23 protein-coding genes, 1 tRNA gene and 1 pseudogene are annotated in these 24,521 nt (G+C 31.1%); 15 read left to right on the forward strand and 10 right to left on the reverse strand.

Annotated features, from left to right (window positions below; genetic code table 11):
- Positions 1–8 precede the first annotated feature (8 nt).
- The 4 genes from ACFELW_RS00545 (at position 9) to ACFELW_RS00560 (ending at position 4,631) form a co-directional block, all read left to right on the forward strand.
- The gene (locus ACFELW_RS00545) at positions 9–506 is read left to right on the forward strand and encodes an IS630 family transposase (protein WP_375329846.1); all 498 of its coding nucleotides are present in this window, start codon (positions 9–11) and stop codon (positions 504–506) included.
- A gap of 165 nt (positions 507–671) precedes the next feature.
- Entirely contained in the window at positions 672–1,943 is a 1,272-nt protein-coding gene (locus ACFELW_RS00550; protein WP_375330118.1) for an HlyC/CorC family transporter, read from the forward strand.
- The gene (locus ACFELW_RS00555; protein WP_375330119.1) at positions 1,921–3,798 is read left to right on the forward strand and encodes a heme lyase CcmF/NrfE family subunit; all 1,878 of its coding nucleotides are present in this window, start codon (positions 1,921–1,923) and stop codon (positions 3,796–3,798) included. The genes ACFELW_RS00550 and ACFELW_RS00555 overlap by 23 nt, the downstream gene beginning before the upstream one ends.
- A gap of 152 nt (positions 3,799–3,950) precedes the next feature.
- The gene (locus ACFELW_RS00560) at positions 3,951–4,631 is read left to right on the forward strand and encodes an HD domain-containing protein (protein ID WP_375330120.1); all 681 of its coding nucleotides are present in this window, start codon (positions 3,951–3,953) and stop codon (positions 4,629–4,631) included.
- 127 nt (positions 4,632–4,758) lie between these two features.
- Here the strand turns inward: ACFELW_RS00560 and ACFELW_RS00565 are convergent, their stop codons facing one another.
- Together ACFELW_RS00565 and ACFELW_RS00570 are read right to left on the reverse strand one after the other, a co-directional pair.
- The gene (locus ACFELW_RS00565; RefSeq protein WP_375330121.1) at positions 4,759–6,087 is read right to left on the reverse strand and encodes an MFS transporter; all 1,329 of its coding nucleotides are present in this window, start codon (positions 6,085–6,087) and stop codon (positions 4,759–4,761) included.
- Between the two features lie 269 nt (positions 6,088–6,356).
- Positions 6,357–7,120 (reverse strand): IS5 family transposase gene (locus tag ACFELW_RS00570; protein ID WP_375329685.1). Its coding sequence is split into 2 segments (ribosomal slippage): positions 6,357–6,763 and positions 6,763–7,120, totalling 765 coding nucleotides; the frame shifts between segments, so codons are not numbered across the junction.
- A 186-nt stretch (positions 7,121–7,306) separates the two neighbouring features.
- Here ACFELW_RS00570 and ACFELW_RS00575 point away from each other — a divergent pair.
- Positions 7,307–7,561: a type II toxin-antitoxin system Phd/YefM family antitoxin gene (locus tag ACFELW_RS00575; protein ID WP_375330122.1), complete on the forward strand. Its 255-nt coding sequence runs from the start codon at positions 7,307–7,309 to the stop codon at positions 7,559–7,561.
- Positions 7,561–7,983 carry a type II toxin-antitoxin system VapC family toxin gene (locus tag ACFELW_RS00580; RefSeq protein ID WP_341759601.1) on the forward strand — a complete coding sequence of 141 codons (423 nt, stop codon included), beginning with the start codon at positions 7,561–7,563 and terminating at the stop codon, positions 7,981–7,983. The genes ACFELW_RS00575 and ACFELW_RS00580 overlap by 1 nt, the downstream gene beginning before the upstream one ends.
- Here the strand turns inward: ACFELW_RS00580 and ACFELW_RS00585 are convergent.
- From ACFELW_RS00585 to hemE, 4 genes are all read right to left on the reverse strand, one after another.
- Positions 7,980–9,932: a primosomal protein N' gene (locus ACFELW_RS00585; protein ID WP_375330123.1), complete on the reverse strand. Its 1,953-nt coding sequence runs from the start codon at positions 9,930–9,932 to the stop codon at positions 7,980–7,982. The genes ACFELW_RS00580 and ACFELW_RS00585 overlap by 4 nt on opposite strands.
- Positions 9,933–10,096: 164 nt before the next feature.
- Positions 10,097–10,534, reverse strand: a complete 438-nt coding sequence (hemJ, locus tag ACFELW_RS00590; RefSeq protein WP_341759603.1) for a protoporphyrinogen oxidase HemJ — start codon at positions 10,532–10,534, stop codon at positions 10,097–10,099.
- A gap of 27 nt (positions 10,535–10,561) precedes the next feature.
- Positions 10,562–11,659 (reverse strand): ferrochelatase, encoded by a 1,098-nt coding sequence (gene hemH / locus ACFELW_RS00595; RefSeq protein WP_375330124.1) that lies wholly within the window; start codon positions 11,657–11,659, stop codon positions 10,562–10,564.
- On the reverse strand, positions 11,637–12,656 hold the full coding sequence (gene hemE / locus ACFELW_RS00600) for a uroporphyrinogen decarboxylase (protein ID WP_375330125.1): 1,020 nt from the start codon (positions 12,654–12,656) through the stop codon (positions 11,637–11,639). Before hemE ends, hemH begins: the two co-directional genes overlap by 23 nt.
- A 393-nt stretch (positions 12,657–13,049) precedes the next feature.
- Between hemE and ACFELW_RS00605 the strand changes: the two genes are divergently transcribed.
- From ACFELW_RS00605 to ACFELW_RS00620, 4 genes are all read left to right on the forward strand, one after another.
- Positions 13,050–13,874 (forward strand): pyruvate, water dikinase regulatory protein, encoded by an 825-nt coding sequence (locus ACFELW_RS00605; RefSeq protein ID WP_375330126.1) that lies wholly within the window; start codon positions 13,050–13,052, stop codon positions 13,872–13,874.
- A gap of 132 nt (positions 13,875–14,006) precedes the next feature.
- Positions 14,007–14,330, forward strand: coding sequence for a thioredoxin (trxA, locus tag ACFELW_RS00610; protein ID WP_375330127.1), 324 nt, complete (start codon positions 14,007–14,009; stop codon positions 14,328–14,330).
- A 16-nt stretch (positions 14,331–14,346) separates the two neighbouring features.
- Positions 14,347–15,084 (forward strand): ABC transporter ATP-binding protein, encoded by a 738-nt coding sequence (locus ACFELW_RS00615; protein ID WP_375330128.1) that lies wholly within the window; start codon positions 14,347–14,349, stop codon positions 15,082–15,084.
- On the forward strand, positions 15,084–15,860 hold the full coding sequence (locus ACFELW_RS00620) for an ABC transporter permease (protein WP_341749373.1): 777 nt from the start codon (positions 15,084–15,086) through the stop codon (positions 15,858–15,860). The genes ACFELW_RS00615 and ACFELW_RS00620 overlap by 1 nt, the downstream gene beginning before the upstream one ends.
- A 132-nt stretch (positions 15,861–15,992) precedes the next feature.
- On the opposite strand, the gene ACFELW_RS00625 is transcribed toward ACFELW_RS00620, so the two are convergent.
- Positions 15,993–16,069: transfer RNA gene (locus ACFELW_RS00625), tRNA-Val, on the reverse strand.
- Between the two features lie 309 nt (positions 16,070–16,378).
- Here ACFELW_RS00625 and cmk point away from each other — a divergent pair.
- The 5 genes and pseudogenes from cmk to ACFELW_RS00650 all read left to right on the forward strand — a co-directional run bounded on the left by cmk (position 16,379) and on the right by ACFELW_RS00650 (position 22,659).
- Positions 16,379–17,029, forward strand: coding sequence for a (d)CMP kinase (gene cmk / locus ACFELW_RS00630; protein WP_375330129.1), 651 nt, complete (start codon positions 16,379–16,381; stop codon positions 17,027–17,029).
- A 200-nt stretch (positions 17,030–17,229) separates the two neighbouring features.
- The gene (locus ACFELW_RS00635; protein WP_375330130.1) at positions 17,230–18,975 is read left to right on the forward strand and encodes a 30S ribosomal protein S1; all 1,746 of its coding nucleotides are present in this window, start codon (positions 17,230–17,232) and stop codon (positions 18,973–18,975) included.
- On the forward strand, positions 18,956–19,108 hold the full coding sequence (locus ACFELW_RS00640) for a hypothetical protein (protein WP_375330549.1): 153 nt from the start codon (positions 18,956–18,958) through the stop codon (positions 19,106–19,108). Before ACFELW_RS00635 ends, ACFELW_RS00640 begins: the two co-directional genes overlap by 20 nt.
- Positions 19,075–19,309: pseudogene (locus ACFELW_RS00645) on the forward strand (helix-turn-helix domain-containing protein); the annotation flags it as partial. The gene ACFELW_RS00640 and the pseudogene ACFELW_RS00645, both read left to right, overlap by 34 nt.
- A gap of 158 nt (positions 19,310–19,467) precedes the next feature.
- Entirely contained in the window at positions 19,468–22,659 is a 3,192-nt protein-coding gene (locus ACFELW_RS00650; protein ID WP_375330131.1) for an FAD-dependent oxidoreductase, read from the forward strand.
- A gap of 224 nt (positions 22,660–22,883) precedes the next feature.
- Here the strand turns inward: ACFELW_RS00650 and rplI are convergent, their stop codons facing one another.
- From rplI to rpsF, 3 genes are read right to left on the reverse strand one after another with little or no spacing between them, the layout of a single operon-like run.
- On the reverse strand, positions 22,884–23,435 hold the full coding sequence (rplI, locus tag ACFELW_RS00655; protein ID WP_341759612.1) for a 50S ribosomal protein L9: 552 nt from the start codon (positions 23,433–23,435) through the stop codon (positions 22,884–22,886).
- A 13-nt stretch (positions 23,436–23,448) separates the two neighbouring features.
- Positions 23,449–23,733, reverse strand: a complete 285-nt coding sequence (gene rpsR, locus ACFELW_RS00660; RefSeq protein ID WP_341750523.1) for a 30S ribosomal protein S18 — start codon at positions 23,731–23,733, stop codon at positions 23,449–23,451.
- A gap of 20 nt (positions 23,734–23,753) precedes the next feature.
- Positions 23,754–24,128: a 30S ribosomal protein S6 gene (gene rpsF, locus ACFELW_RS00665; protein WP_341759614.1), complete on the reverse strand. Its 375-nt coding sequence runs from the start codon at positions 24,126–24,128 to the stop codon at positions 23,754–23,756.
- Positions 24,129–24,521 lie beyond the last annotated feature (393 nt).

Below are 24,521 nucleotides of genomic sequence, written 5' to 3' on the forward strand. Positions count from 1 at the left end.
GAAGTTTTTTGTATTTCTTTGATGAATCGCGTTTTGGAACTCATTCTAAATTAGGTCATGGTTGGTTTCGCAAAGGTATCAGAACTCAAGTTAAAATCAAAATAGGTTTTCAGAATTTTTATGTTTACAGTGCTGTTAACCCAATAACAGGAGATGATTTTAGCTTAATGATGCCAAATGTTAATACTATGTCTTTGAACATGTTTCTTGCGGAAATGTCTAAACATATAGGCGTTCAAAAAGCCATTGTTGTTATGGATTGTGCTGGATGGCATAAGGCTAAGGACTTAGTGGTTCCTGCTAATATAGAAATTCTTTATTTGCCACCATATTCTCCTGAATTAAATCCTGCGGAGCGATTATGGGAGCATTTAAAGTCTGAGACTATAAAGAATAAAGTATACAATACAATTGAACAATTAGAAATAGTAGTATCTTCCTCTATTAAAAATTTAAATACCTTGCTAATTCAATCTATTTGTTGCATGAATCATTTACTAAATTAAATTCGGGAATTGGTATTAGTTTATTATAAGGCTTAAACTTTTATAAATTTTTGCCTACTCAGGAAAGAGATTGCCTTCGCCATTTTTTCAGCAAAAAAGTATTAGGGGAATTGTTCAGTTAGCAATATAATCAGCTTTATACTAAATAATTTATACAAAGGATCAATGACTATTTTCTTGATAATCATTATTGTTCTAATGATAGGATGTTCCGCACTACTCTCAGCTACTGAAACGGCTATAACCGCCTCTTCTCCTGGGAAAATACAAAAATTTAAGGCAGAAGGCATCAAACGTGCCACGATTGTATTACAGGTTCTAAAGAAAAAAGAAAAGGTAATTGGCACATTACTAATTGGTAATACCTTATTTAATACTGTTTGTACTACGATTGCTACAAGTATATTTATCGACTGGCTAGGTGATAATGGGACTATTGCGGCATCAGCAATTATGGCTTTCTTAATAATTGTTTTTGGTGAAATAATACCGAAAGCTATTGCTGTGGCAAAAGCAGAACAGTTAGCATTATTCACTTCTCCAGCTATTATATATCTTTTAAACATTTTGAGACCAATTAACTATATCTTTGAATTGATAGTTAAAGGGTTTTGTTTTATTTTTCGTATTAATCTACAACAAAATATCTCAGGAGCAGAGGAAGTTAGGGGAGTTATTGAACATTATCATCAAGAAGGTAATGTTTATAAATCTGACCGTGATATGTTAGGCGGTATATTAGATATTAGGAAAATGACAGTATCTGAAATTATGATACACAGAAGCAACGTAATAGCCATTAATATAGATTTGCCTAAGGAGGAGATAGTAAGGAAAGCATTATTATCCAGCCCTCACACCAGAATACCATTATGGAAAGATACTCAGGACAACATAATTGGTGTACTTCACATACGAGATCTACTCCGAGCTCTCTATGAAAAAAATAACGATGTAAAAAAAATTAATATCGAGGAATTAGTAATTCAGCCTTGGTTTATACCTGATAATGCTTTGGTCACTCATCAACTTCATGCTTTTAGAGAGAGAAAAACCCATTTTGCTTGTGTTGTTGACGAATATGGTGATTTACAAGGTATTATTACTTTAGAAGATATCTTAGAAGAGATTGTTGGTCCTATTATTGATGAACATGATTATCCTATTAACACAATTGTAAAAAAATCTGAAGTGGAGTTTATTATTGACGGATCTGTAACTATAAGAGATGTAAATAGAGAACTAAATTGGAATCTACCTGATTATAATGCAAATACCATAGCTGGCTTGATTATCCATGAAGTTGAGCGTATTCCCAATCAAGGAGAATCTGTCAAGATATTTAATTTAAATATTACTATTAACAAAAAAATAGGCAACAGACTTGATAGCATAAAAGTCACTGTTTTACCAAATGAAGAACTTGAAAGTGATTAGTAGTCTTGGCAATTATCTACAAATATTGGCAATGCTGTTCAGTGTACTAGCAGTTATTACTGCTTCATATCGTGCAGGTACTTTATTTTTTTACTGTAGCTGGCTGTCAACATTACTATCTTTTTTGCTATTAGTATGTGGATTTATTATATCGGATTTTTCTATACAGAATGTTTTTCTAAATTCTAGTACATTAAAGCCGCTAGGATTTAAAATTGCTGCCAGCTGGGCGAGTCATGAGGGGTCTATTCTGTTGTGGCTGTGTTTATTACAAACTATAGGCGTTATTTATATTGCACTATTTAATAGCCGTCCAACTCGAGTCTACCACATAATTGTACTAGCACTAATACAATTATTGTTCAGTAGCTTCATTTATTTTACCTCCAACCCATTTGACAGCCTATCATTCCATCCCACTCAGGGTCTCGGCTTAAACCCTATGCTTCAAGATATTGCCCTAATAATACATCCACCTATATTATATCTAGGTTCGGTCTGTTATGTCGCCCCTTTTACATCGGCTTGCGTTATGTTGCTTACCTCTAACTTAGACTCGGCTAATCTTAGAACTATTAAAATATTTAGCAATTTAGGAATAATTTTTTTAACCTTAGGAATAGCCCTAGGATCATGGTGGGCTTATAGAGAACTCGGCTGGGGTGGCTTTTGGTTTTTTGATCCAGTAGAAAATATTTCCCTACTACCATGGTTGTCGGCTATCTCTCTACATCACTCAATCTTGGTAACAATCAAATCTGGACGAATGAAAAATTGGACAATAACCTTATCCATCATCACTTTCTTACTGGTAGTTTTGAGTACGTTCTTGGTACGCTCAGGGCTAATCACCTCAATTCACTCTTTTGCCTCATCAGCTGAGCGGGCAATCTATATGCTGGCAATATTTGCTATTATTGCCATATCAAGCTTAGTTCTACTACTAGTAAAAGGGCAAAATATCACTCAACCTGATTCGATAGGATTAGACAAATACCAATTCAAGCACAAGCTTATTGTTTGGGGAAGTATATTTTTCTTAACGGCTCTATTAGTATTACTATGTTCCACCATTTACCCCGTAGTTTATTCTTTATTATATCAAGAATCTGTTACCATTAGTGAAAGATTTTTTATCAATAATTTTATAATTTTTATCATCCCAACGGTTCTACTAGCTGGTATCGCTCAAAGAAATCATATAAGAAAAAAAAACCTACTCATTTTAGTTTGTTCTTTTGCAATAACGTTTATCAGCTCATACCAAATTCAGTATGGCTTCATTTCAGCATGGGCTGTAACATTTTCTCTTTTTCTAATAATACAAAATTGTTATTATGTATTAACAAATAGCAATTTTTTTAGAACTAAACTACAAGCCAATATTGCCATGATATTAGGACATTTAGGCTTTGGCTTACTTGTTTTAACTATTACTGCTAATTCATTATTACAAAGCGAAGTAGATTTTATAGGCAAAGTTGGAGACAAGGTAACAGCAGGTGGATTTGAAGTTACCTTAAAAGATATTAGAGTATCATCATCGCAAAATTATTATCGGCAAATTGCTGAATTTTGGATTCAGGATCAACAAAATAATATCACTATATTAAAGCCTGAAAATAGATTTTATATAATAGAAAAACAACTATCCCAAGAAAGTAATATATATTCTTATTTAACTTATGATCTTTACGCGGTGTTAAGTAAAATTGATGATGATGTAATTCATGCAAAAATATATTACAAACCAATGATGAGTCTTATCTGGCTATCTATTATACTTATAGCCGGAGGATTCTTAATTGGACTATTTAGTCGCTCCGTCAAAAGTTTAGGAGGTTGCCTACGATAACTATTAATTAGACTATACTCGATCTCATTGCTTATGAGCAGGTAATTGAAAACATTTGTCATAAATTCCAAAAGAATTTTAAAATATATCATAAAATCATTGGTAATATTATTTTAATTTAATGTACAATTAAAATAATGGAGAGGTATTTTATGGAAGATCTTAAAAATTGGCAGACAAAGTTTAAGCCTTGCGAATATTCTGCTAAGTTACTTAATAAATTGATTTTACTAAATGAAGAAGTAACTCAACCAGTAGATATCAGAGAAATTATCAAAGCTATCTATTACGCTAAGAAATATCATGATAGTCAAATGAGGCAATCGGGTGAACCTTATTACTCTCATCCAATAGAAGTAGCTTACATGGTTGCCGAATACACAGCCCAAGAAATTCGCCAATTGTTTAGAACTGACATGATCGTTACTAGTTTACTGCATGACACGATCGAAGATACAGCCCTTACCAAAGAGATGATTGCTCGAATTTTTGGGAGTAACGTTGCTAGCCAAGTGGAATCTCTAACAAGGATCAAACCTTACGGCAAGATTAGCTCCAAAGAGATTTTGAATTTATTATCTCAACAAAATAGATTTGACGTGGCATTAATTAAATTATTTGACCGTATTCATAACCTACAAACACTAGGGGTTAAATCACCGGAAAAGGCACTGAAGATAGTTAAGGAAACTATAGCCTATTTTGTAACTCTTTGTTTCTACTTGGAAATACCAACAGCCGAGCAACAATTAACAGATCTCTGTTACCAAAACTTACCTATTACCCATGACCCACTTGATCTAGGTTCTGTGAAAAAAATTTTAATTGTCTAGATTTTGACTCTTTTTAGCTGCAAGTATAATATTTTTTTGAAATAGGTACACTATTCCTGCAAAAATCTTATCAACTTTCGCTTAAAAACACTCAAAATCTAGACAATTAAAATTTTTTTCACGGAACCTAGACTACACATTTCTTTGAGTAGATGATTTCAGCTGATTTTTCCAGATTTTCAAAATGAGATAACCCATAGACAAAACCGATAATTGTCGGAATCATAATAAACCATATTCCCCAATTGCCAAAATACTCAATAAGGTAGACAAAACCAAAAGAGCTAATAACATACATTAAAGCACGATATCCAGAAAATGTAATGCTAGCACAGGTAAAACGTTTTAATATAGGAAATCTTTTTAAACAAATGGGAATAGCAGGACTTAGGCATTTCCCAAATAAAACTATAAAGAATTGAATGAAAAATAACTGACAAGGAGAATTAATATTATTTAATAAATAAGGACAAAATATCATAAAAATAGAAAATATTAGCAGTATAATTTTCATGGTTACTAATGGATACACTTCTAAACTTAAATAACATAATATTAATGTGATTAACACCTCCATTAGACAAACAATAAAATTATGATAAATAACTTCGGACAATGTGTAACCAAAGCTAGTTTTTAAAATATTACCACAATATATATAAATAAAATAAACACATACCGGTAAGGCACATTGTAATAAAAAGAAAGCCATTGCTGTTTTTTTATTAACTTTTTCTTGTAAAAGAGGATAGTCTTGTAAAATATTTATATCTGTATTAGTTTTTTTTAAAACTTTTTTTATTCGATGCTTTGCATCAGCAAATTCTGGTGTCTCTCTTAATTTTGTACGAGCTACTGAACCAATTAATGCAACTATTGCACCTATCCAAAATGCCATACGCCAGTTAAAGATATGAGAAGCAACAAGTGAGGCAACTCCTAAAGCAGCTAACGTTCCTAGGATAGCACAAACCCCTATCAATCCAACACTTGCATATTGTATAGGTGGATGAAGCATTTCAGTTAAATAAAGTTCTGCCCCTACTATTTCACCCATAGAAGATATACCTTGAACAGCTCGGCAGATGATCGCTATCCAAGCCGCTAAGCTCCCTATTTGTGCATAAGTAGGCAGATTAGCCATAACAACACATGATACAGCCATTGTAATAGTTGTGATGATAACTGTTTGCTTACGCCCTATATTATCACCTATCCATCCAAATATTAAAGCACCTAATGGTCTAAGTAAGTAAGTTGAGCAAAAAGTAGCTGCATAATACAAAGAAGTAGTGTGTGGGTCGGTTTTGGGAAAAAATAATTCATTAAGAAATATCGCCATGTGAACATATATCATCAAATCAAAATATTCAAGGAATGTTCCTATTGACAATAACCACATAGTTTCTTTTTGTTGTTTTTTTAAACTTCTTTGTTCTTGAGGGTACCCTATCATTTTTTTTACCATCAATAGCTTGGCTATTGATGATAGCAAGAAAAAAATAATATTAAAAGTAAAATAATAAAATTTAGTGAACAATATCACCAAACATTAATAAATCTTCACTTGAGAGCTTGTCCGCAAACTAAAATTAAGATATAGTTAATTCAGGAGAATTTGGGGCTAGGAGTGATGGAGCGACAACGTCACCAACTTCTCATCAATTGACTATAGCTCAAAATATGATTAATTAGTTATCGCAGGTAGCCTCCTAGGGTATGTCGTCACGAGATTTGAGCCCACATTAGTAAAGCCCTTAAACAAAGACCCACCATGTATGATTTTGTATTTTTAGCATATCTTGTTGCTATACCACGCCATTCTTTAAATTTTTGAAATGTATTTTCAATAATGTGCCTTAGCTTATATAGATATTTATCTATCTCTCTTTGAATCTTCCTGTTTCTTTTTGATGGTATTACAGGAATTATGTTTGCATTCACAGCCGATTCTATTATGGCGTTTGTATCGTAAGCTTTATCAGCCATAAGATGTTGTGCCTCCATATTCTGGATTAACTCACAAGCTTGAGTACAATCATTTCTGGAACCTTCTGTAACAATAATTCTGACCGGCATACCATACGCATCCACGGCCATATGTACCTTTGTATTGAGCCCCCTTTTGTGCGACTAACCGTTTGATTCCCGCCTTTCGCTCCAAGTCCTGCTTTGTGAGTTTTTACAAATGTAGAATCTATCATTAACCATTCAAAATCAGGAGCATTTATAAAAATATTTAGCAAATTCTCCCATATCCCATTATCACGCCATCTACAGAATCTTCTGTGTACATTCTTCCAATTGCCATAATCAGGAGGCAAATCTCTCCATGGAGCTCCCGTTCTAAATATCCACATCACTGCATTTATAAAAGTTCTATTGTCTCTTGCAATACCTCCCCAACAACCTTTCTGACCAGGTAAATTACTTTCTATCTTATTCCAAAGCTCATCGCTTATATCATGTCTTCTATGTGCTAAACTCATTGCTTCTTATCGCCTATTTTTATTACTACAATTATAATAACAAATCACATAAAATTATGCAATCACAATCTCGTGACGACATATCCTAGTATTATCAAACTTACACCAGAAATAATATTGACATTATCAGATATAAATATAAACTAGTTTAATACTAGTTTATATTTAATTTAATCAGCAAATATTATGAAAGAAAAGCTTTCTAACCAAATTAGTGCATTTGAAGCAAAAACACATTTTTCTAATCTTATTAAAAGAGTAAAAGATGGGGAGAAATTCACTATTTTAAAACATAATGCACCAATTGCAATTCTTATGCCCATTCCTTCCCAACAAAGGTTCAATATTGAAGAAATAATAAAAAATCTTGGTGAATTTCGTCAAGGAAAAAAACTCGTTGGTTTATCTCTCAAAGAGTTAATAACAGCAGGAAGAAAATAATGACTAAGTCTTTTATATTGGATTGCTCCGTTACTATGTCATGGTGCTTTGAAGATGAATTTGATAGTTATTCCGAAATAGTTCTTAACTCTCTTACTCAATCCAAAGCTTTGGTACCACCACTTTGGAGCCTTGAAGTAATCAACGTTTTGCTTATGGCTGAAAAACGCGGTAGACTAAAAAATGCTGACTCAACTAGGTTTATAGATTTGTTAGGTTCTTTAGCAATATACATTTCTGATTTGTCATTTTCTATGTCTGAGATTATAAATACCGCTCGTAGTCATAAACTGACCTCATATGACGCAAATTACTTATTATTGGCTATGCACGAAGGATTAGGTATTGCTACTAAAGACAATGATTTAATAAATGCTTGTCAGATAAATGGAGTAGAGATTTTTTTGGACATAGTCAATTAATGAAAACTCTTAGGATCAATGTCTATTTTCAAGTGACAAAAAGAAGGGATTTTGATTAAACTTAACCATATTTGCAAGAATTTCTGTAGATTAAATTTCCTATCTACTATGATTAAGATACGATAACGAAATTTTCCTGCTAATTTAGACATTAATGCACTAGATGGTCCAAGTATTCGTGCTGAACTTTTTGGAGCAATGGCAACTAAATTTTTGGATATTTCAAACACTTTATGCTCACTTTTTCCAGATAAAATTATCGATGCCATTTTGGTAAAAGGTGGCATATTTTCTGCTTGTCTTGTTTTAAGCTCATATTGCAAAAATTGATCTCCTCCATTTTTTATATAGCTAAATATAGCATTATCTGGATAATAACTTTGCATTAATACTACACCTTTTTTATCTTCTCTTCCTGCCCTACCTCCAACTTGATGAAGTAATTGATAATTACGTTCACTTGATCGTAAATCTCCACTATTAACTGTTCCAAGATCAGCATCAATAACACCCACTAAGGTAAGATTGGGAAAATGATAACCTTTAGTAATCATCTGAGTACCAATTAAAATATCAATTTCCAAATGCTCCATTTTATATAGTAATTCTTGTATGTCTTTAGATTTTTGAGAATAATCTTTACTAATTACAGCAATTTTACTATCAGGAAAAATACTCCTAGTTTCTTCTTCAATTCTCTCAATTCCAGGACCACAGATAGTTAAAGAATCTTTTTCTAAACAATCTGGACAAAAAATATGAATCCTACTCTGATAACCACAATGGTGACATTCAAGTTTTTTACTAGATTTATGTACCACTAACCAAGCAGAACAATAATTACAAGTAAAACGATAACCGCAAAGTTTACACAACATTAACGGAGCATAACCTCTACGATTTAGAAACAATAATACTTGCTCTTTGCTTGCCAGCTTTTCACGAATTAACTCTATTAACTTTGTAGATAAATAAGAATTTTTTGGTAAATTCTCCTTCTTCATATCTATTATTTGAATTTCTGGTAAAGTTGCATCTTGGTAACGACTTGACAATTCAATTAATTGATATTTATCTGTATTTACATTATAAATTGTTTCAATAGATGGAGTAGCTGAGCATAATACTACTTTTGTTGCAGATAGGCTTCCCCGCAATATTGCTACGTCACGAGCATTATATAATATACCATCATCTTGCTTATAAGAACTATCATGCTCTTCATCAATAATAATTAATCCAAGACTAGGGTACGGTAAGAATAAACTACTTCTAGCACCAATTATGACTTTAATTTCATTGTTCAGCAAACCTCTTAAAATCATCTTTTTCTGAGCTTTAGTAACTGCTGAATTCCATATTATTGGATTAAAGCCAAATCTTTCTATAAAACGATTTATAATTTGTTGACTTAAAGCAATTTCTGGTAACATTATCAATATTTGCTTACCTTGCCTCAAATATTTAGCTAATAAATGAAAATAAACTTCTGTTTTACCTGATCCGGTTACTCCCTTAATAATTGATGGTTTATCTGATTGACTTAATAGAGAAAGTGCCTTTTGTTGATCTATTGAGAGGGGTGGTAAAGTAAAATCTTTATTTAATTCTTGGTGTTTTACTTTTATAGGTTGCTCAGCAATATCAATTGGTAAAACCAACTTTGCAATTGAACCAAGCTCTACCATGTAATAATTATCAGCCCACTTAATTAGCGATAATATCTCTTGATTAAGTTTAAATTCAAGTGGTACTTTCTGTTTAATAGATTTGATTTTGTTATATTTCTCTGAAACTTCAATATCTAACTGCCAGACTATACCAGTTAATTCCTTATTTCTAAAAGGAACTATTACTAAATCCCCTATAGCTAATTCTAATTCATTTGGAATTGAATAATCTAATGGAAAAAGATTAGCTAATGGCAATAATATTTTAGCAATTTGCATTAAAATTCATTTTTATACTATTTTATCATATTAAGCTATATAGTCATTGGGGCTAGGAACAATACCTATAAGTAATAGACAAGCGACGAGTGGCAACGTCCCTAACTTCCCATTAATTGACTATACATTATTTTTTCAATACACTAATAGGTAATTGCATAAAATTAATCAAATGGTTTAACAATAACCATAATAACCGCTATGATCATCAATAATGCCGGCACTTCATTGACCATACGATAAAATTTCTCAGAATGATTATTTTTTCCATCAACAAAATTCTTTCGCCATCTAGATAATAAACCGTGAAAAATAGTTATGCCTAAAACTGCTGTCATTTTTATATAAAACCATGTTCCTAAAGCTACTAACCCATATATATAACTATTGATTATACCTAAAGTATAGGTACTTATCATAGCAGGATTCATGATTATTCTGAGTAACCTACTTTCCATTAACTGAAATGTTTTATCAGATTCACTCCCTACCGCAACTCTAGAATGATATACATATAATCTTGGCAAGTATAATAAACCCACCATCCAAGAAATTGCCGATATAAGATGGAATGCTTTAAACCATAAATAATAACTAGCCATTAATATTACCTCCTGTTACTTAATTTTTTAAATTCCTGAATTGAATATACAAGGACACATAGTAAAATTACCAGGACATATTTTCTTGTTAATTGAACTACATATCAAGTTTTTCGTTTCTTCTCCACAATCAATTAAATTTGATATCATCTTAGTTAGACTATTAATAAATAATTCATTTACCCCCACAGTGGGAGTTCTAATATATTCTATCCCATATTTGTCAGCTATTTTTCTATATTCAATATCTAATTCTACTAATGTTTCAACATGCTCTGATACAAATGCTATTGGAACTATTATAAGAGGTTTATTTTCTTTACCAGCTATTTCAATTTCATCCTCTGTGTTAGGTTTTAACCATTCCACCGGACCAACACGGCTTTGATAAGTTATTTTATAATCTAAATTATCTATGTTAAGATTAGACACTATATTTTCTACGGTTTTTTCAATTTGCCATTGATAAGGATCACCTGCTTTTATTATTTTTGTAGGCAATCCATGAGCTGAAAATAATATGCGAAAAATATCTTTGTTTTTTAACTTTTTTAATGATTTTTTTATTAACAGTAAGTGAGATTTAATAAATTGATCATCAATGGGATAACAACAAATAGTTTTAATTGGTATATCTAAATTTGAATGTATATTTTTTTGGAAAGAAGATACAAAATCTTTAATCGAAGACCCAGTAGTAGTGCTAGAAAAATGTGGATATAATGGTAATAATATTATTTCTGAAGGATTATATTCATTTATTCTTCTTACAGATTCTTCAGAATTAGGGAAAAAATGACGCATTGCTATAAAAACTCTAAAATCATCATTTATAGTATTTTTTAACTTTTCTATAATGGCATCTTTCTGAGATTCTGTTTCCTGTAAAATAGGTGACTTATTACCTATTAGAGAGTATATTTTTTGAGATTTTTTATTTCTGGTAATTGATATTATTTTAGCAATAATAAATCTTAGAGGATTTGGTAGATTAATAATCGCTCTGTCATAAAATAAATTAAATAAGAACTGCTTAACTGAGCTTAAACTCTCTGGTCCACCAAGATTAAAAAGTACAATAGCTACTTTTTTTTGAGAGATTTTAATATCTAAATTTTCTGACATAATTAACTAAAAACTCAACATTTTCAACTGGTGTATTTGGTAATATACCATGTCCAAGATTAAATATAAAGTTCTTTTTTTTAAAATTTAAAATTATTTTACTAACTTTTTCCTCAATAATCTCTTGATTAGTAAGTAATATAAAAGGATCTAGATTACCTTGTACAATAATTTTTTCGCTCCATAATTTCATAGAACTAACCGGTACAAATTGATCCACCCCAATAACATCTACACCAGTATTATTAATATATTTTTCATATAAAAGCCCAGAACCTCTTGGAAAACCTATAATCGGTAAGTAAGGAAATTGTTCTTTTAAAGCTATTACTATTTTTTTTGTTGGTTGTATAACAAACTGGTCATATTCTTTCTCTTCTAATATCCCTGCCCATGAATCGAATAATTGTACTAAGTCCGCTCCAGCTCTTACTTGTCCTATTAAGTGGATAATAGTCTTCTCAGTGATAAAGTCTAGAAGTTCTTGTGCTAAATTATTATTTTCATAAATAAATCTTTTACTTGTCTCAAAATTTTGTTTACCTCTTCCTTCAAGCATATAAGTCATTACCGTCCATGGACTACCGGCAAAGCCTATTAGTGCAGTATCAGTTGGCAAATTTGCTTTAATTTTATTTATTATCTCATAAACTACATTTAATTTTTCACTAGAATTTTCTTTAAGATATTTAAAATCTTCTTTTGATTGAAATTTACGTAATATTGGTCCTATATTTTCTTCAAATTTAACATCCCAGCCTAGTGCATCAGGTAAAACAAGAATATCAGAAAAAACTATAGCTGCATCAAAATTATATCTTCTTATGGGTTGTAAGGTAACTTCTACAGCCTTATTAACATCATAACATAAATTTAGGAAACCACTAACAGTTTTTCTTATTTTTTGGTATTCAGGTAAATATCTACCAGCCTGACGCATTAGCCAAATTGGAGTATAATTATTATTTTTCTTAAAAGTTTGTAATATCTGGTTCATAAATATAGTCCATATTAATCTATATAGTTATATAGTATTTTTTTAGTTGTTGTAGAGATTGTTTATATGTAGATATATTATATATACACGTAGTTATACACATTTTTTATTGTTAAATTACTTAGTATAATATATTGATTGTAATTATTACTCACATTATTTATATAATTATTTTTTAAGTGGATAATTATAGTAATTTATGTGTTTAAAGTTAGGAAACGTGATGGATATTGGATATCTAGCATTTTACACACAAAATTATCCACAAAGTTATTCTTTGTATTTTATAGGTTATTAACCTCTTGATACATGATATATATACCTAATTACTGGTTAATTTTAATATAGATATTAAAGTATGAATAAAAAATTATCCACAAATACTAATAAGTTATGAACAAGCTAGTTATTCACTTGGTTTCAGACTCTTCAGTACAAGCAGTTAAGCATGCAGCTCATACTGCTTTGTCACAATTTAGTAAAATTGAGTCAAAATTATATCATTGGCCAATGTTAAGAAATGTAGAATTGTTGAATGAGGTTTTGAGAAAAATTAAAATGAAGCCAGGCTTGGTATTATACACTATTTTAGATTATGAACTAAGAAGAAATTTAACTAAATTTTGTTATGATTTGAAAATTCCTTGTATTTCTGTCGTAGGTAGAATTGTAAAAGAAATTTCAGCTTTTTTAGGTGTAGAAACAGAAGGAAGTTTAGTTTATGATTATGAATTTGATGAAAGTTATTTTGATAAAATTCATGCTATTGATTATACATTTAGACATGATGATGGTCAGATGACTGGTGAATTAGACGAAGCTGATATTATTCTGGTTGGTCCTTCTAGAACGTCAAAAACACCTACTTCTGTATATTTAGCATATAATGGATTTAAAACGGCAAATATACCTTATATACATGGTTATCCATTTTTAGATATTTTAGGAAATGTAACAAAACAACTTATAATTGGTTTAGTTATTGATCCAGCTAGATTGATTGAAATAAGAGAAACTAGAATGCATTCTTTACAGATAAGTGATAATACTAGCTATACTAATTTTAAAGTAGTCCAGGAAGAATGTATGCAAGTAAAACAAATTTGTGAACAACAAGGATGGTCGGTAATTGATGTTTCAAGAAGATCTGTAGAAGAAACTGCTTCTGTGATTATGAAACTTTATTATGATCGTAATAAGTCTGTTTTTAAAAAATAGATTATAATATTTTTAAGCAAATTTAAAGCAGTCATTTACAATGGGAGTTTTAATCCATATAATTTGTTAAAATAAATTTTGAATTTGAATAAGTTCTATAGCTAATATATGATAATTAAAAATTAAGGGACTATGACAAGTAATATAACAGATGATTCTTTTGATAAAGAAGTTTTACAATCTACTGATCCTGTATTAGTTGATTTTTGGGCTGAATGGTGTGGACCATGCAAAATGTTGACCCCTATTCTTGAAGAATTGAGTAAGGAATTGGTAGGAAAGGTAAAAATTGTTAAAATGGATATAGAGCAAAATCCTAATATACCTTCAAGTTTAGGTATCCGTGCTATACCTACGATGATTCTATTCAAAGATGGCAAACAATTAGCTACTAAGACTGGATTATTTCCTAAAAATTCTATTGAAGAATGGATTGATTCTTCAATAAAAATGTAAATCATGTTTTTAGTATATGACGTCTAAACTAGTATCTATAGAAATAGTTGATGGTTTTGTTGAAGGAATCAACAATCAACAAAGAGTAGAAAGCTTAAGGCGTTTTCTTATTAAAGGTGGTAGTATTTTTCCTTCGTCAATTCCTATCTTAAATAATATAAATTTTTCCTGTAAAACAGGTGAAAGAATTGCCTTTATTGGTAGTAATGGTTCTGGAAAAAGTTCTTTGCTTAAGGTAATTGCTGGAATTTATCCATTAAAATTTGGAACAGTTAAAGTTCATGGTGATTTTGCCGCTATAATTGAGACTGGTATAGGATTTGAGTTAGAACAAACTGGCAGAGAAAACATTAAAATGCTTATGCTTTATAATAATATGTTAAGTAGATACAGTAAAGAATTAGAACAAGAGATTATAATTTTTTCTGAACTAGGTAGTAAGATAGATTTACCAGTAAAAAATTATAGTTCTGGTATGTTATCAAGATTATCTTTCTCTGTATCGGTTTTTCAAGATGCAGATATTCTTTTGCTAGATGAAATTTTTGCTACTGGTGATAGTTATTTTGTTGAAAAATCTACTAATTTTATGAAGAATAAGTTACAAAATATACCAATTCTAATATTAGTAAGTCATCAGGAAAATATTATTAGGGATAATTGTAATAGATGTATATTATTAAAGGAAGGTAGTATTATCGCGGATGGCAATCCAAGTGAAATATTAGAAATTTATAATAGTGGGAATTACTAATGTTAAAGTATTTTTTTTCCAAAAAATACTGGTTGGCAGTAATATTATTAACCCAAGCTTCTATATCTCGTCAAAATAAAGATTCTTTCTTGGGTTCATTATGGGGTTTAGTTCAGCCTTTTGTCTATATAATAACTATTTCATATTTTGTTGGATTTTTACTTAAACAACCAAGAGAAACAATGATTATGAATTTAGTTGGAGCTATACCATTATGGACTTTTATTACTACTAGCTTAAATATATCATCAAATTCATTAATTAGTCGTAGTGGAATTATAAAAAAGATCATAATTTCTAGAACTATCTTTCCTATATCGGATAGTTTGGCACAAGTTTATACTCTAGTTTATTCATTTGCAGCTATGTATATAGCTTTTATCATCTTATATCCTGAAAGACTTAGTGTAAATATATTTTTTGTGCCAATTCTTGTCTTACCGTTAATTATTTCTGTATGTAGTAGCTCTATTGCCTTTGCATTTTTAACCCCATATATACGAGATGTTCCTCAAATTTTAAATCTAATTTTTAGTGTTGTATATTGGAGTATACCAATAGTGTATCCATATTCTATGGTACCAGAATCAAAAAGGATACTCTTTGAAATTAATCCTATTTTTCTTGTTATAAGACCAGTTCAATTCCTAGTAACAGAAGGAATACTGCCAGATGCATTCATGATTATCAAGTCTATTATTGTAGCTGTTATTGTTACCTTCTTTAGTTATATTAGTTATAGGTTTTTTGCTAAAAATGTCATATATTATGTATGATACTTTTTAACATGGTTAAAAATAGATTTTTTTGTAGGTCAAATTTCAGGATTTTTGTCTGAGAAGTGACATATGAGTTACATATGAAATGGTTATTAAGATTATAAAAAACCCTGAATGGCTGATAAATACTGGTGGGCGGTAGTGGATTCGAACCACCGACCTTTACGATGTCAACGTAATGCTCTAACCAACTGAGCTAACCGCCCTTATTTTTTCCTGCTTTAATTTTATACTTAAAGCAACAAAATATTCAAGTAACATGTCTAATCTATAATAGCCCTAATTTCAAGTTTTATTTGCATTATTTTAAATATTCAGCTAAAATCTACGAGAGTGTCTGCGATAACGAAAGTAATTCTATATCGGGTTCTTTTTGGCTGCGAATAAACATGATTTTTTTGAAATAGATACACTATCCTGTAAAAATCATATCTATTCTTGTCGAAAAATAGCTCAAAATATAATTAATTAGTTCAGTTATTATAGGCAGCCTCCTAGCATAAAATTATTAATAAATGACCTTAAAATCTCAAGCTTTGGATATCTGCAATAATTTTGTAGTGGCACTGGATGGTCCAGCGGCATCAGGTAAAAGTACAATTGGACGAATGTTAGCACAAAAACTTGAGCTCACCTATTTTCAATCAGGTATTGTATATAGAAGCCTTGCTCTTTCTTGTATAAAGCAAAAAATTGATCTTACTGATATAAATAGAATAATTGAATTATCTAAATCCACGGAATATATAAAAAATTCAGAACTTGATAGTGAGGTTGTAGGTAATATAGCCTCACAGCTTGCCGTTATACCGGAAGTAAGAAATAATCTGGGAATATATTTGGTAAAATTAATAAAAACAATTCCTAGAATTGTAATGGAAGGTAGAGATATTGGAACAGTAGTGGCACCGAAGGCTGATTTAAAGATTTTTATTAAAGCAGATATTGTTATTAGAGCAAAAAGAAGGTATAAAGAGCTGCAAAAGAAAGATGGAGAATGTCTTTTTGATGTAGTTCTAAAGCAACTGGAAACGAGAGATAAAAGAGATATAGAGCGTGATATCGCTCCGTTAACTGTCTCTCCAGGAACTTTAGAAATTGATACTTCTTATCTATCACCAGAAAAAGTGATTGATAAGATTATGGAGTTTATTTTAGTTAGGTAATATCAACATATTTTATGTGCAATAGGTTGTTTTATCTACATTTATTAACCATTCATAGTTAATTTAGTTGGATTTGCTGATCAGTGAGATAGAAGTGAAACCTAAATTTAGGTCAACATCTAAGCAACTCACTCGAGCAAATTCAAATCAATTAACTATATTTATTATACTAGGTGGCACAACTAGTATTAGAGAATAATATGCAAAAAATTAAGAAAAAATTTGTTTCCCAACTTGCAGAAATTAGCCTTCAATCTCATGAAGATTTTGCACAAATGCTTGAAAGCATAAGTACTAGCCATATAAAAGAAGGTACTGTTGTCAAAGGTCAAGTAGTAGGTATCGCCAAAGGAATTATCATAGTTGACGTTGGCCTAAAGAATGAAGGTAGAGTTCCGGTAGAAGAATTTGCCTTGGCTAGTAATCAACCTTTACCAGAAGTTGGTGATATAGTTGATGTCTATATTGAGAAAATTGAAGGTTGCAACGGTAGAACTATATTAAGCCGTGAAAAAGCTATTAGAGAAGAATCATGGGGACATTTAGAAATTGCATGTGCTCAAAAGCAGTTTGTGGATGGTGTAATATTTGGGCGTGTTAAAGGTGGGTTTACCGTTGATGTGTCAGGGGTTGTTGCTTTCTTGCCTGGAAGTCAGGTAGATGTTAGACCAATAAAAGATATTTCTTCGTTAATGGGTATCAAGCAGCCATTCCAAATTTTAAAAATGGATAAGAAACTTGGTAATATTGTAGTTTCTAGAAGAGTCATACTTGAGGAATCAAGATCCGAGGCTAGAGATGAAATGTTATCGAAAATTAAGGAAGGGATAATATTAGATGGCACAGTAAAAAATATCACTGATTACGGTGCATTTATTGCTTTAGGTAGTTCAGGTAATGTAGACGGTCTATTGCATGTTACTGATATTTCATGGAGCAGAATAAATCACCCTTCAGAAGTTTTATCTCTAGATCAAAAAGTTAAGGTTATAGTTATAAAATTTAATGAAGAAACTAAGAGAATTTCACTTGGTATGAAGCAACTTGATCATAATCCATGGCAAAGTATAAAAGAAGAATTTCCGGTTGGTACGATAATGACCGGTAAAGTAACAAATATTGCTGATTATGGAGTATTTATTGAGCTAAAAGATGGTATTGAGGGTCTTGTACATTCAAGTGAAATTAGTTGGGTGAAATTAAATCAGCATCCTAAAAAAATGCTTACTATCGGTCAAGAAGTGCAATTCACCATTTTAGAAGTTGATACTGATAAACATAGAATATCTTTAAGTATTAAACAATGTCAAGATAACCCCCTTATTGAGTTTGCTAAGCGTAATCCAATAGGTAGTATAATTAAAGCTCCAATACGAAATATTACTGACTTTGGTATGTTTGTAGCACTTGATGACAATATTGACGGCATGATTCATGAAACGGATATAAGCTGGGACGGTAATGGTATTGAATTGTTAAAGACATATAAAAAGAATGACCAAATAGAATGTAAGGTTTTATCAATTGATATTGAAAAGGAACGTATAAGTTTAGGTATTAAACAGTTAAGTGAAGAGACGCAGCAAGATGAATTTGAGCTGTATAAAAAAAATATGATCGTTACTTGCTTAGTCACTGCAGTTCAAGATGATAGAATAGAAGTGGCTTTAGACGATAAAGTATCGGGCTTCATCAAGAAGGCTGATCTTTCTAGTGAAAAAACCGAACAAAAAACTGAAAGATTTGCCCCTAATGACAGAATTGATGCAAAAATCATCACCATTGATAAAGCATCTCGTAAAGTTACTTTATCAATAAAAGCCCTTGAAATAGACAGGAGAGAAAAAGCTATCAAAGAATATGGTTCTGCTGATAGTGGTGCTAGTCTAGGAGACATACTTGGAGCAGCTCTTGACGATAGTAAAGATGATAGTAAAAAACAATAAGGGTGTATTAATAACAGACTTTTTGCATAAGGCTACTAGGTGTTTAGTCCCAGGGTGTAATGGAGTATATTATAAAGAATTACCATCAAGAGAGGAATTATGGGACAAATATTACACGGCTGTGCCAAAATGACAGAGGTAATACGTTTTGCAATCCAAAGTAGTCAAGAGAGCTTAAAGAGGTTTAGCAAGAAAATATTCTATTAATCCTAAAACAGTTGCTAAGTGGAAGAAACGAACTACATTACAAGATAGTTGTATGGGTTTCAAAGAACCATCTTCTACAGTATTAATTTCTGAAGAAGAAGCTATGTGTATAGTATTTCGTAAACACTTATCTTTTCAGTTTAGCAAAGCGTTACTTTAGTAGTGACGAAGCAATTTAAGAAAACGAGTGGGTTTACTTCATTTCAGCAAAGCTATTGTCGCAATGACGACGTAATGCTATTCGGGTTAGCTTGTAGCCTACAAAACCATAATTAGAATTACGGTATGACACTTGTTCTTGGTTTAAATTCCGGTTTAGACTTTGTTGATTTAAACAATTTACAAGGTCTAAAAAAATTAGATGAAATTTTTTTAAATTTCCTGTGTAGTCATAGTTATTCTCTCTATCAAACTATTTTATCATTAAGAACTAATCCTGAGCAAGTTGATCAGAAATATTACTCAGATTTTTTATTAGAAATTTCACCTATTTTTGATGATTTTCTAGCTGAATTATTTGATATCGAGCAAGAAATAGCAAATATAAGACTTAGCCATCAAGAGTTTGATATAATTTACGAATGTAAGAGAAAATTTGTTCAGCGTGTTGCAGTAAAAAAATATCCTTATGAGAAATTACAAGAGATTGATTTTGCTAGTGTATCAAATTCTCTAGAAAAACTTTTGAAAGTAGGATGTCACCCTTGTGGTATGTGTCATCCTGCTTTGGTACGGGAACTAGATTTCCACCTATGCGAGAATGACAAAAGTGATTTTACAAATAAGTTTGCTCGTCAAGTAATGGAATGGCAATTAGATGCTGAAAAATATGCTTCTGAGTTAGATATAGCAGCAAAATATGCGGCTTTTATGGTTTACAATAATGTTGAAAGCCAATTATTTTCTCTACCCCAAAAAATAGATAAAGATAATCTAATAGACCATGAAAAAGTCGCTAAGTATAGAAACAATGCAAGAATAGGATTTGATTATTTAGATTCTACATCCAATCTAGATGTGGTTTTAAATAATACTCATTATTGTATCTATTGTCATAAACAAGAAAAAGACTCATGTTCTAAAGGGTTATTATCAGCAATATACTCAAATCAGAAGAGTATGCTGTCAAAGTCAGGATGTCCGCTGAAGCAAAAAATCTCTGAGATGAATTATGTAAAATCAAAGGGATTTAATCTAGCTGCCCTTGCTATTATTATTATTGATAATCCAATGGTAGCTGCTACTGGTCACAGAATTTGTAATGATTGTTCCAATGCTTGCATCTATCAAAAGCAACAAGCTGTGGATATTCCTCTTGTTGAATCTAATATCTTAGGGACTACTCTGCTTCTGCCTTATGGGGTAGAAATATATTTATTACTTACCAATTGGAATCCGCTTAACATTTTTGCTCCTTTACCAAATCTTCCAACTAATTATAAGGTTTTAGTAGTTGGTCAAGGACCAGCTGGCTTTAGTTTAAGTCATTATTTATTACGGGATGGGCATGATGTAGTAGCCATAGATGGTTTAAAAAGCACCCCATTGCCTTTTGATGTTAACCAACCTATTAAATATTGGTCTGATTATAAAAAAAACTTATCAGAGAGAATACCAGGAGGTTTTGGTGGAGTGGCTGAATATGGTATCACTCCAAGATGGGATAAAAATAATTTGACGATATTACGTCTGATGTTACAAAGAAATAGTCGGTTTAAGATTTTTGGTAGTGTAAGCCTGGATAGCAATATAACTATGGAGCAGGTATACCATTTGGGATTTGATCATGTTGCCTTGTGTACTGGGGCTGCTAAACCCAAAATCGTTGAGATGAGAAATTTTCTTGCAAAAGGTGTTAGAACAGCTTCCGACTTTCTAATGACCTTGCAATCAGGAGGAGCTTTTTTAGAGCAATCTATTACTAATTTACTTATCAGGATGCCTATTATCATTATTGGTGGTGGATTGACCGCTATTGATGCAGCAACTGAAAGCTTAAATTATTATAAATTACAAGTAGAAAAGTTTCTAAAGAACTATCAGTTATCAGTTGTAAAGAATGGTAAAAAGCACACAGAGCAACATTGGACAAATGAGGATAGATTAATAGCTGAAGAATTTATTTTGCATGCAAAATTATTTAAGCAAGCACAAACTAGACCATCTATCAAGCAAATCCTAGACGAATTAGGCGGAGTAACAATTTGTTATAGGGGTAAATTAAAAGATTCTCCTGCCTATAAGTTAAACCCTGAGGAAGTGATGTATGCTATGGGGGATGGTGTAAAATTTGTTGAGGATATGATACCTTTAGGTATTGATGTTGATCAGTACAACTATACCCAATCGATAGAATTTGATAATTTAGGTGTAAGAAAAAAATTTAAGGCACGAACTGTACTGATGGCAATAGGTATCGATAAAGAGGTAGTAAATAATCATTTAGAAGATAATATAACATATTTTGGTGATTGTAATCCTTTATACTATGGAAGTGTGGTTAAAGCCATAGCAAGTAGTAAAGAGGGATATAAAAATATCGGAGAAAAACTTACCAAAAATAGTCCAATTTTTCCTGGTAGTTATATAGATTTCTTTGCTAAACTAGATTATCTATTAACGAGTCGTATTGAAGAGGTTAATATTCTATCTGATAAGATAGTAGAGCTTGTAATACATTCTCCTCTTGCTGCTAAGAATTTTCAACCAGGGCAATTTTTCCGTTTGCAAAATTATTCTAGTGATATTGCAAAAATTATTGAACCTTTGGCTATTGCTGGAGCTTATGTTGATTCAAAAAATGGGTTAATTCATTTGATAGTTTGGCAAAGTGGTAAATCAAGTAATTTATGTAGATATTTATCGAAAAATGAGCAGGTAGTACTAATGGGGCCTAATGGTAAGCCAACTGAGATATTGAAAGATAGTAATATAGTTCTTATTGGAGGAGGGGTTGGAAATGCTGTTTTATGCTCAATAGCCAAGGCTCTTAAAAATAATAATTGTAAAATTATATATTTTGCTGGTTATAAAAATTTACAAGATAGATTTTATCAAGAAAAAATTGAAGAATCAGCTGATATAGTAGTTTGGTGTTGTGAAGAGGGGATTTTATCAAAAAATCGGTCGAAAGATATTAGTGTTAAGGGTAATTTGCTGTATGCTATAATGGGGTATTGTTCTCTCTGGGAGAATTTGGCTATAGATAGGATAATAGCCGCCGGTGTTTCAGAAATGATGCAAGCTATAAGAGATAAAAAAGATGATTTTTTTGGTAAAAAACCCCAACTAATAGTAAGCATTAATTCTCCTATGCAGTGTATGATGAAAGGCATTTGTGGGCAATGTATTCAAAAAATTACAGACAAAAATAGATATATTTTTACTTGTGCCTGCCAGGAGCAAGATGCAAAAATAGTCGATTTCATAGGGCTTAAGAGTCGTTTAGAACAAAATTCTCTGCAGGAAAAATTATAGTTAATTTTTCCTTATGGTATATAGAGTTTGTCCGCAAACTAAAATTAATTGGAATGAAAACATGATTTTTTTTGCTATGAGTTGATTACTTCTTGGTAGGATACTTACTTCTATTACTTAGCTTTTGGACAAGCTATGAAGAGTGGAAGAAAATTTCAACAAAAAATAATCACCAACTAGATCGACTTATACAAGAAGCCTCTTTTCAAAATGAGTCTCTAATCTTATATTGCTCCATCGTTAGGAGTAAAATTTTCTTGTTGATCAAAACTCTCAAGAGGACTAATAGCATCTTGCTTGTTGCTCCTTGCATAATCTTGTGCTTCAGATTCTGATCGTGCCACAATTACTGTTATGTTTGTGCTAAGATCAGCGTGCAACCTGACCTCTACCACAAATACACCTGTTGATTTTATTGGCTTGTTAAGAATGATATTTAAATGTGATATTAACTGTGAAGAAGCCTTAGATAAACTTTCGGCAATTTCTTTATTATTCACTGAACCAAACAACCGACCATCATCAGAAGACTGTCTAATAAAGACCAGTTCTTTACTACTTATGATATTATTAATAGCTTCTGCCTCAGATCTTATTTTTAGGTCTTTTTCCTCAAGATCATGTTTTTGAGTTTCTATGAACTGTTTATTAATCTCTGTTGCCCTAATTGCTAATTTCCTAGGGATAAGATAATTACGAGCAAATCCTTTTTTTACCTTAAGAATTTCTGCAATTTTCCCGAGCTTTCTTACGGGTTTAATCAAAATAACTTCCATTTTATTCCTCTGCTCAAACTTGAAACACAAAAGGTAACAATGCTAGAATTCTAGCAATTTTTATAGCGTTTTTCAGTTTTCTTTGTTTTTTTGCACATACATTGGTGATCCTGCTAGGTAGCATTCTGCCACCCTCCGATACAAATTTTATTAACAAGTCAGGATTCTTGTAATCAATTATTGGAGCATTTGCAATAGAGAGAGGGCAACCTTTACGTTTTCTAAAAAACACCCTTTTATTGGTTCTATCAGCCATTCTAGTCATTGACTTGGAGTCAGTAGCATCATTTTCAAACATTTTAATCTTTTCCAATTTTATTATATTGAGTCTTTATTAATTGTTACATCCACTATTTCTTCATGGTCTAAACTTTTACTTCTTAAAATCGGCGAAGGTTCAATACTTATTGAATCAACATTTATGTTAATAAACCTAATAATATTTTCACTTAACTTCATTTTCCTTTCCATTTCAGTTATCACTGAAAAGTCAGTTTTAAGTCCCATAAAAATATAATGCCCTTTTTTGTTATTACCAATTTTATAGGCTAAACTTCTTAAACCCCAATATTCAGTTTTAACAACCTCACCATTACTATCTTCAACAATTTTAGTAAAATCATCGGTAATTTTATCTACATCAGCAGACGAAATATCTTGCCGTATGATAAAAACTGATTCGTAAAAAGCCATATATAAGAATCTCCAGCTACAAAATAAAGTTATTTATAACAATAAAAAATATTTAATTCAAGTGTTATCTTTACTATAAGGCATAATTAATGAATCTACTAAATAATCTTTTGATTGCATAATTGCAACTGTTTTGCACGGACTGTAAACAAATAATTAAATTAGTAGACTTATGTTAATAAATTTAGTAGAAATTTATTAATTAATTCGATAATATTGCACTTTAAAAAGTTAAGTTTAATATCATTACAATAATTTACAATAATGTAATATTAGACTCTTGCTATACTCTTTTGCTTTAGAATTGGTTTCGCAAAACTTTGGATATTGATGTACTTATGCTTAATAGCTGTATACGTTGTCTTAACTCCACCTTTTGTTTATGCTACAATT

It is taken from the genome of Candidatus Tisiphia endosymbiont of Nemotelus uliginosus (assembly GCF_964264755.1).
Classification (GTDB): Bacteria; Pseudomonadota; Alphaproteobacteria; order Rickettsiales; family Rickettsiaceae; genus Tisiphia.

Bases quoted from the DNA above. Each gene is read 5' to 3' on its own strand.
- cmk (WP_375330129.1), top strand. From the start codon at position 16,379: ATGACCTTAAAATCTCAAGCTTTGGATATCTGCAATAATTTTGTAGTG.
- ACFELW_RS00580 (WP_341759601.1), top strand. From the start codon at position 7,561: ATGACTAAGTCTTTTATATTGGATTGCTCCGTTACTATGTCATGGTGC.
- ACFELW_RS00620 (WP_341749373.1), top strand. From the start codon at position 15,084: ATGTTAAAGTATTTTTTTTCCAAAAAATACTGGTTGGCAGTAATATTA.
- trxA (WP_375330127.1), top strand. From the start codon at position 14,007: ATGACAAGTAATATAACAGATGATTCTTTTGATAAAGAAGTTTTACAA.
- rpsR (WP_341750523.1), bottom strand. From the start codon at position 23,733: ATGTTTGAAAATGATGCTACTGACTCCAAGTCAATGACTAGAATGGCT.
- ACFELW_RS00605 (WP_375330126.1), top strand. From the start codon at position 13,050: ATGAACAAGCTAGTTATTCACTTGGTTTCAGACTCTTCAGTACAAGCA.
- ACFELW_RS00575 (WP_375330122.1), top strand. From the start codon at position 7,307: ATGAAAGAAAAGCTTTCTAACCAAATTAGTGCATTTGAAGCAAAAACA.
- hemH (WP_375330124.1), bottom strand. From the start codon at position 11,659: ATGTCAGAAAATTTAGATATTAAAATCTCTCAAAAAAAAGTAGCTATT.
- ACFELW_RS00650 (WP_375330131.1), top strand. From the start codon at position 19,468: ATGACACTTGTTCTTGGTTTAAATTCCGGTTTAGACTTTGTTGATTTA.
- ACFELW_RS00615 (WP_375330128.1), top strand. From the start codon at position 14,347: ATGACGTCTAAACTAGTATCTATAGAAATAGTTGATGGTTTTGTTGAA.
- hemE (WP_375330125.1), bottom strand. From the start codon at position 12,656: ATGAACCAGATATTACAAACTTTTAAGAAAAATAATAATTATACTCCA.
- ACFELW_RS00550 (WP_375330118.1), top strand. From the start codon at position 672: ATGACTATTTTCTTGATAATCATTATTGTTCTAATGATAGGATGTTCC.
- rpsF (WP_341759614.1), bottom strand. From the start codon at position 24,128: ATGGCTTTTTACGAATCAGTTTTTATCATACGGCAAGATATTTCGTCT.
- ACFELW_RS00585 (WP_375330123.1), bottom strand. From the start codon at position 9,932: ATGCAAATTGCTAAAATATTATTGCCATTAGCTAATCTTTTTCCATTA.
- ACFELW_RS00640 (WP_375330549.1), top strand. From the start codon at position 18,956: ATGATAGTAAAAAACAATAAGGGTGTATTAATAACAGACTTTTTGCAT.
- rplI (WP_341759612.1), bottom strand. From the start codon at position 23,435: ATGGAAGTTATTTTGATTAAACCCGTAAGAAAGCTCGGGAAAATTGCA.
- ACFELW_RS00555 (WP_375330119.1), top strand. From the start codon at position 1,921: ATGAAGAACTTGAAAGTGATTAGTAGTCTTGGCAATTATCTACAAATA.
- ACFELW_RS00565 (WP_375330121.1), bottom strand. From the start codon at position 6,087: ATGATAGGGTACCCTCAAGAACAAAGAAGTTTAAAAAAACAACAAAAA.
- hemJ (WP_341759603.1), bottom strand. From the start codon at position 10,534: ATGGCTAGTTATTATTTATGGTTTAAAGCATTCCATCTTATATCGGCA.
- ACFELW_RS00635 (WP_375330130.1), top strand. From the start codon at position 17,230: ATGCAAAAAATTAAGAAAAAATTTGTTTCCCAACTTGCAGAAATTAGC.
- ACFELW_RS00560 (WP_375330120.1), top strand. From the start codon at position 3,951: ATGGAAGATCTTAAAAATTGGCAGACAAAGTTTAAGCCTTGCGAATAT.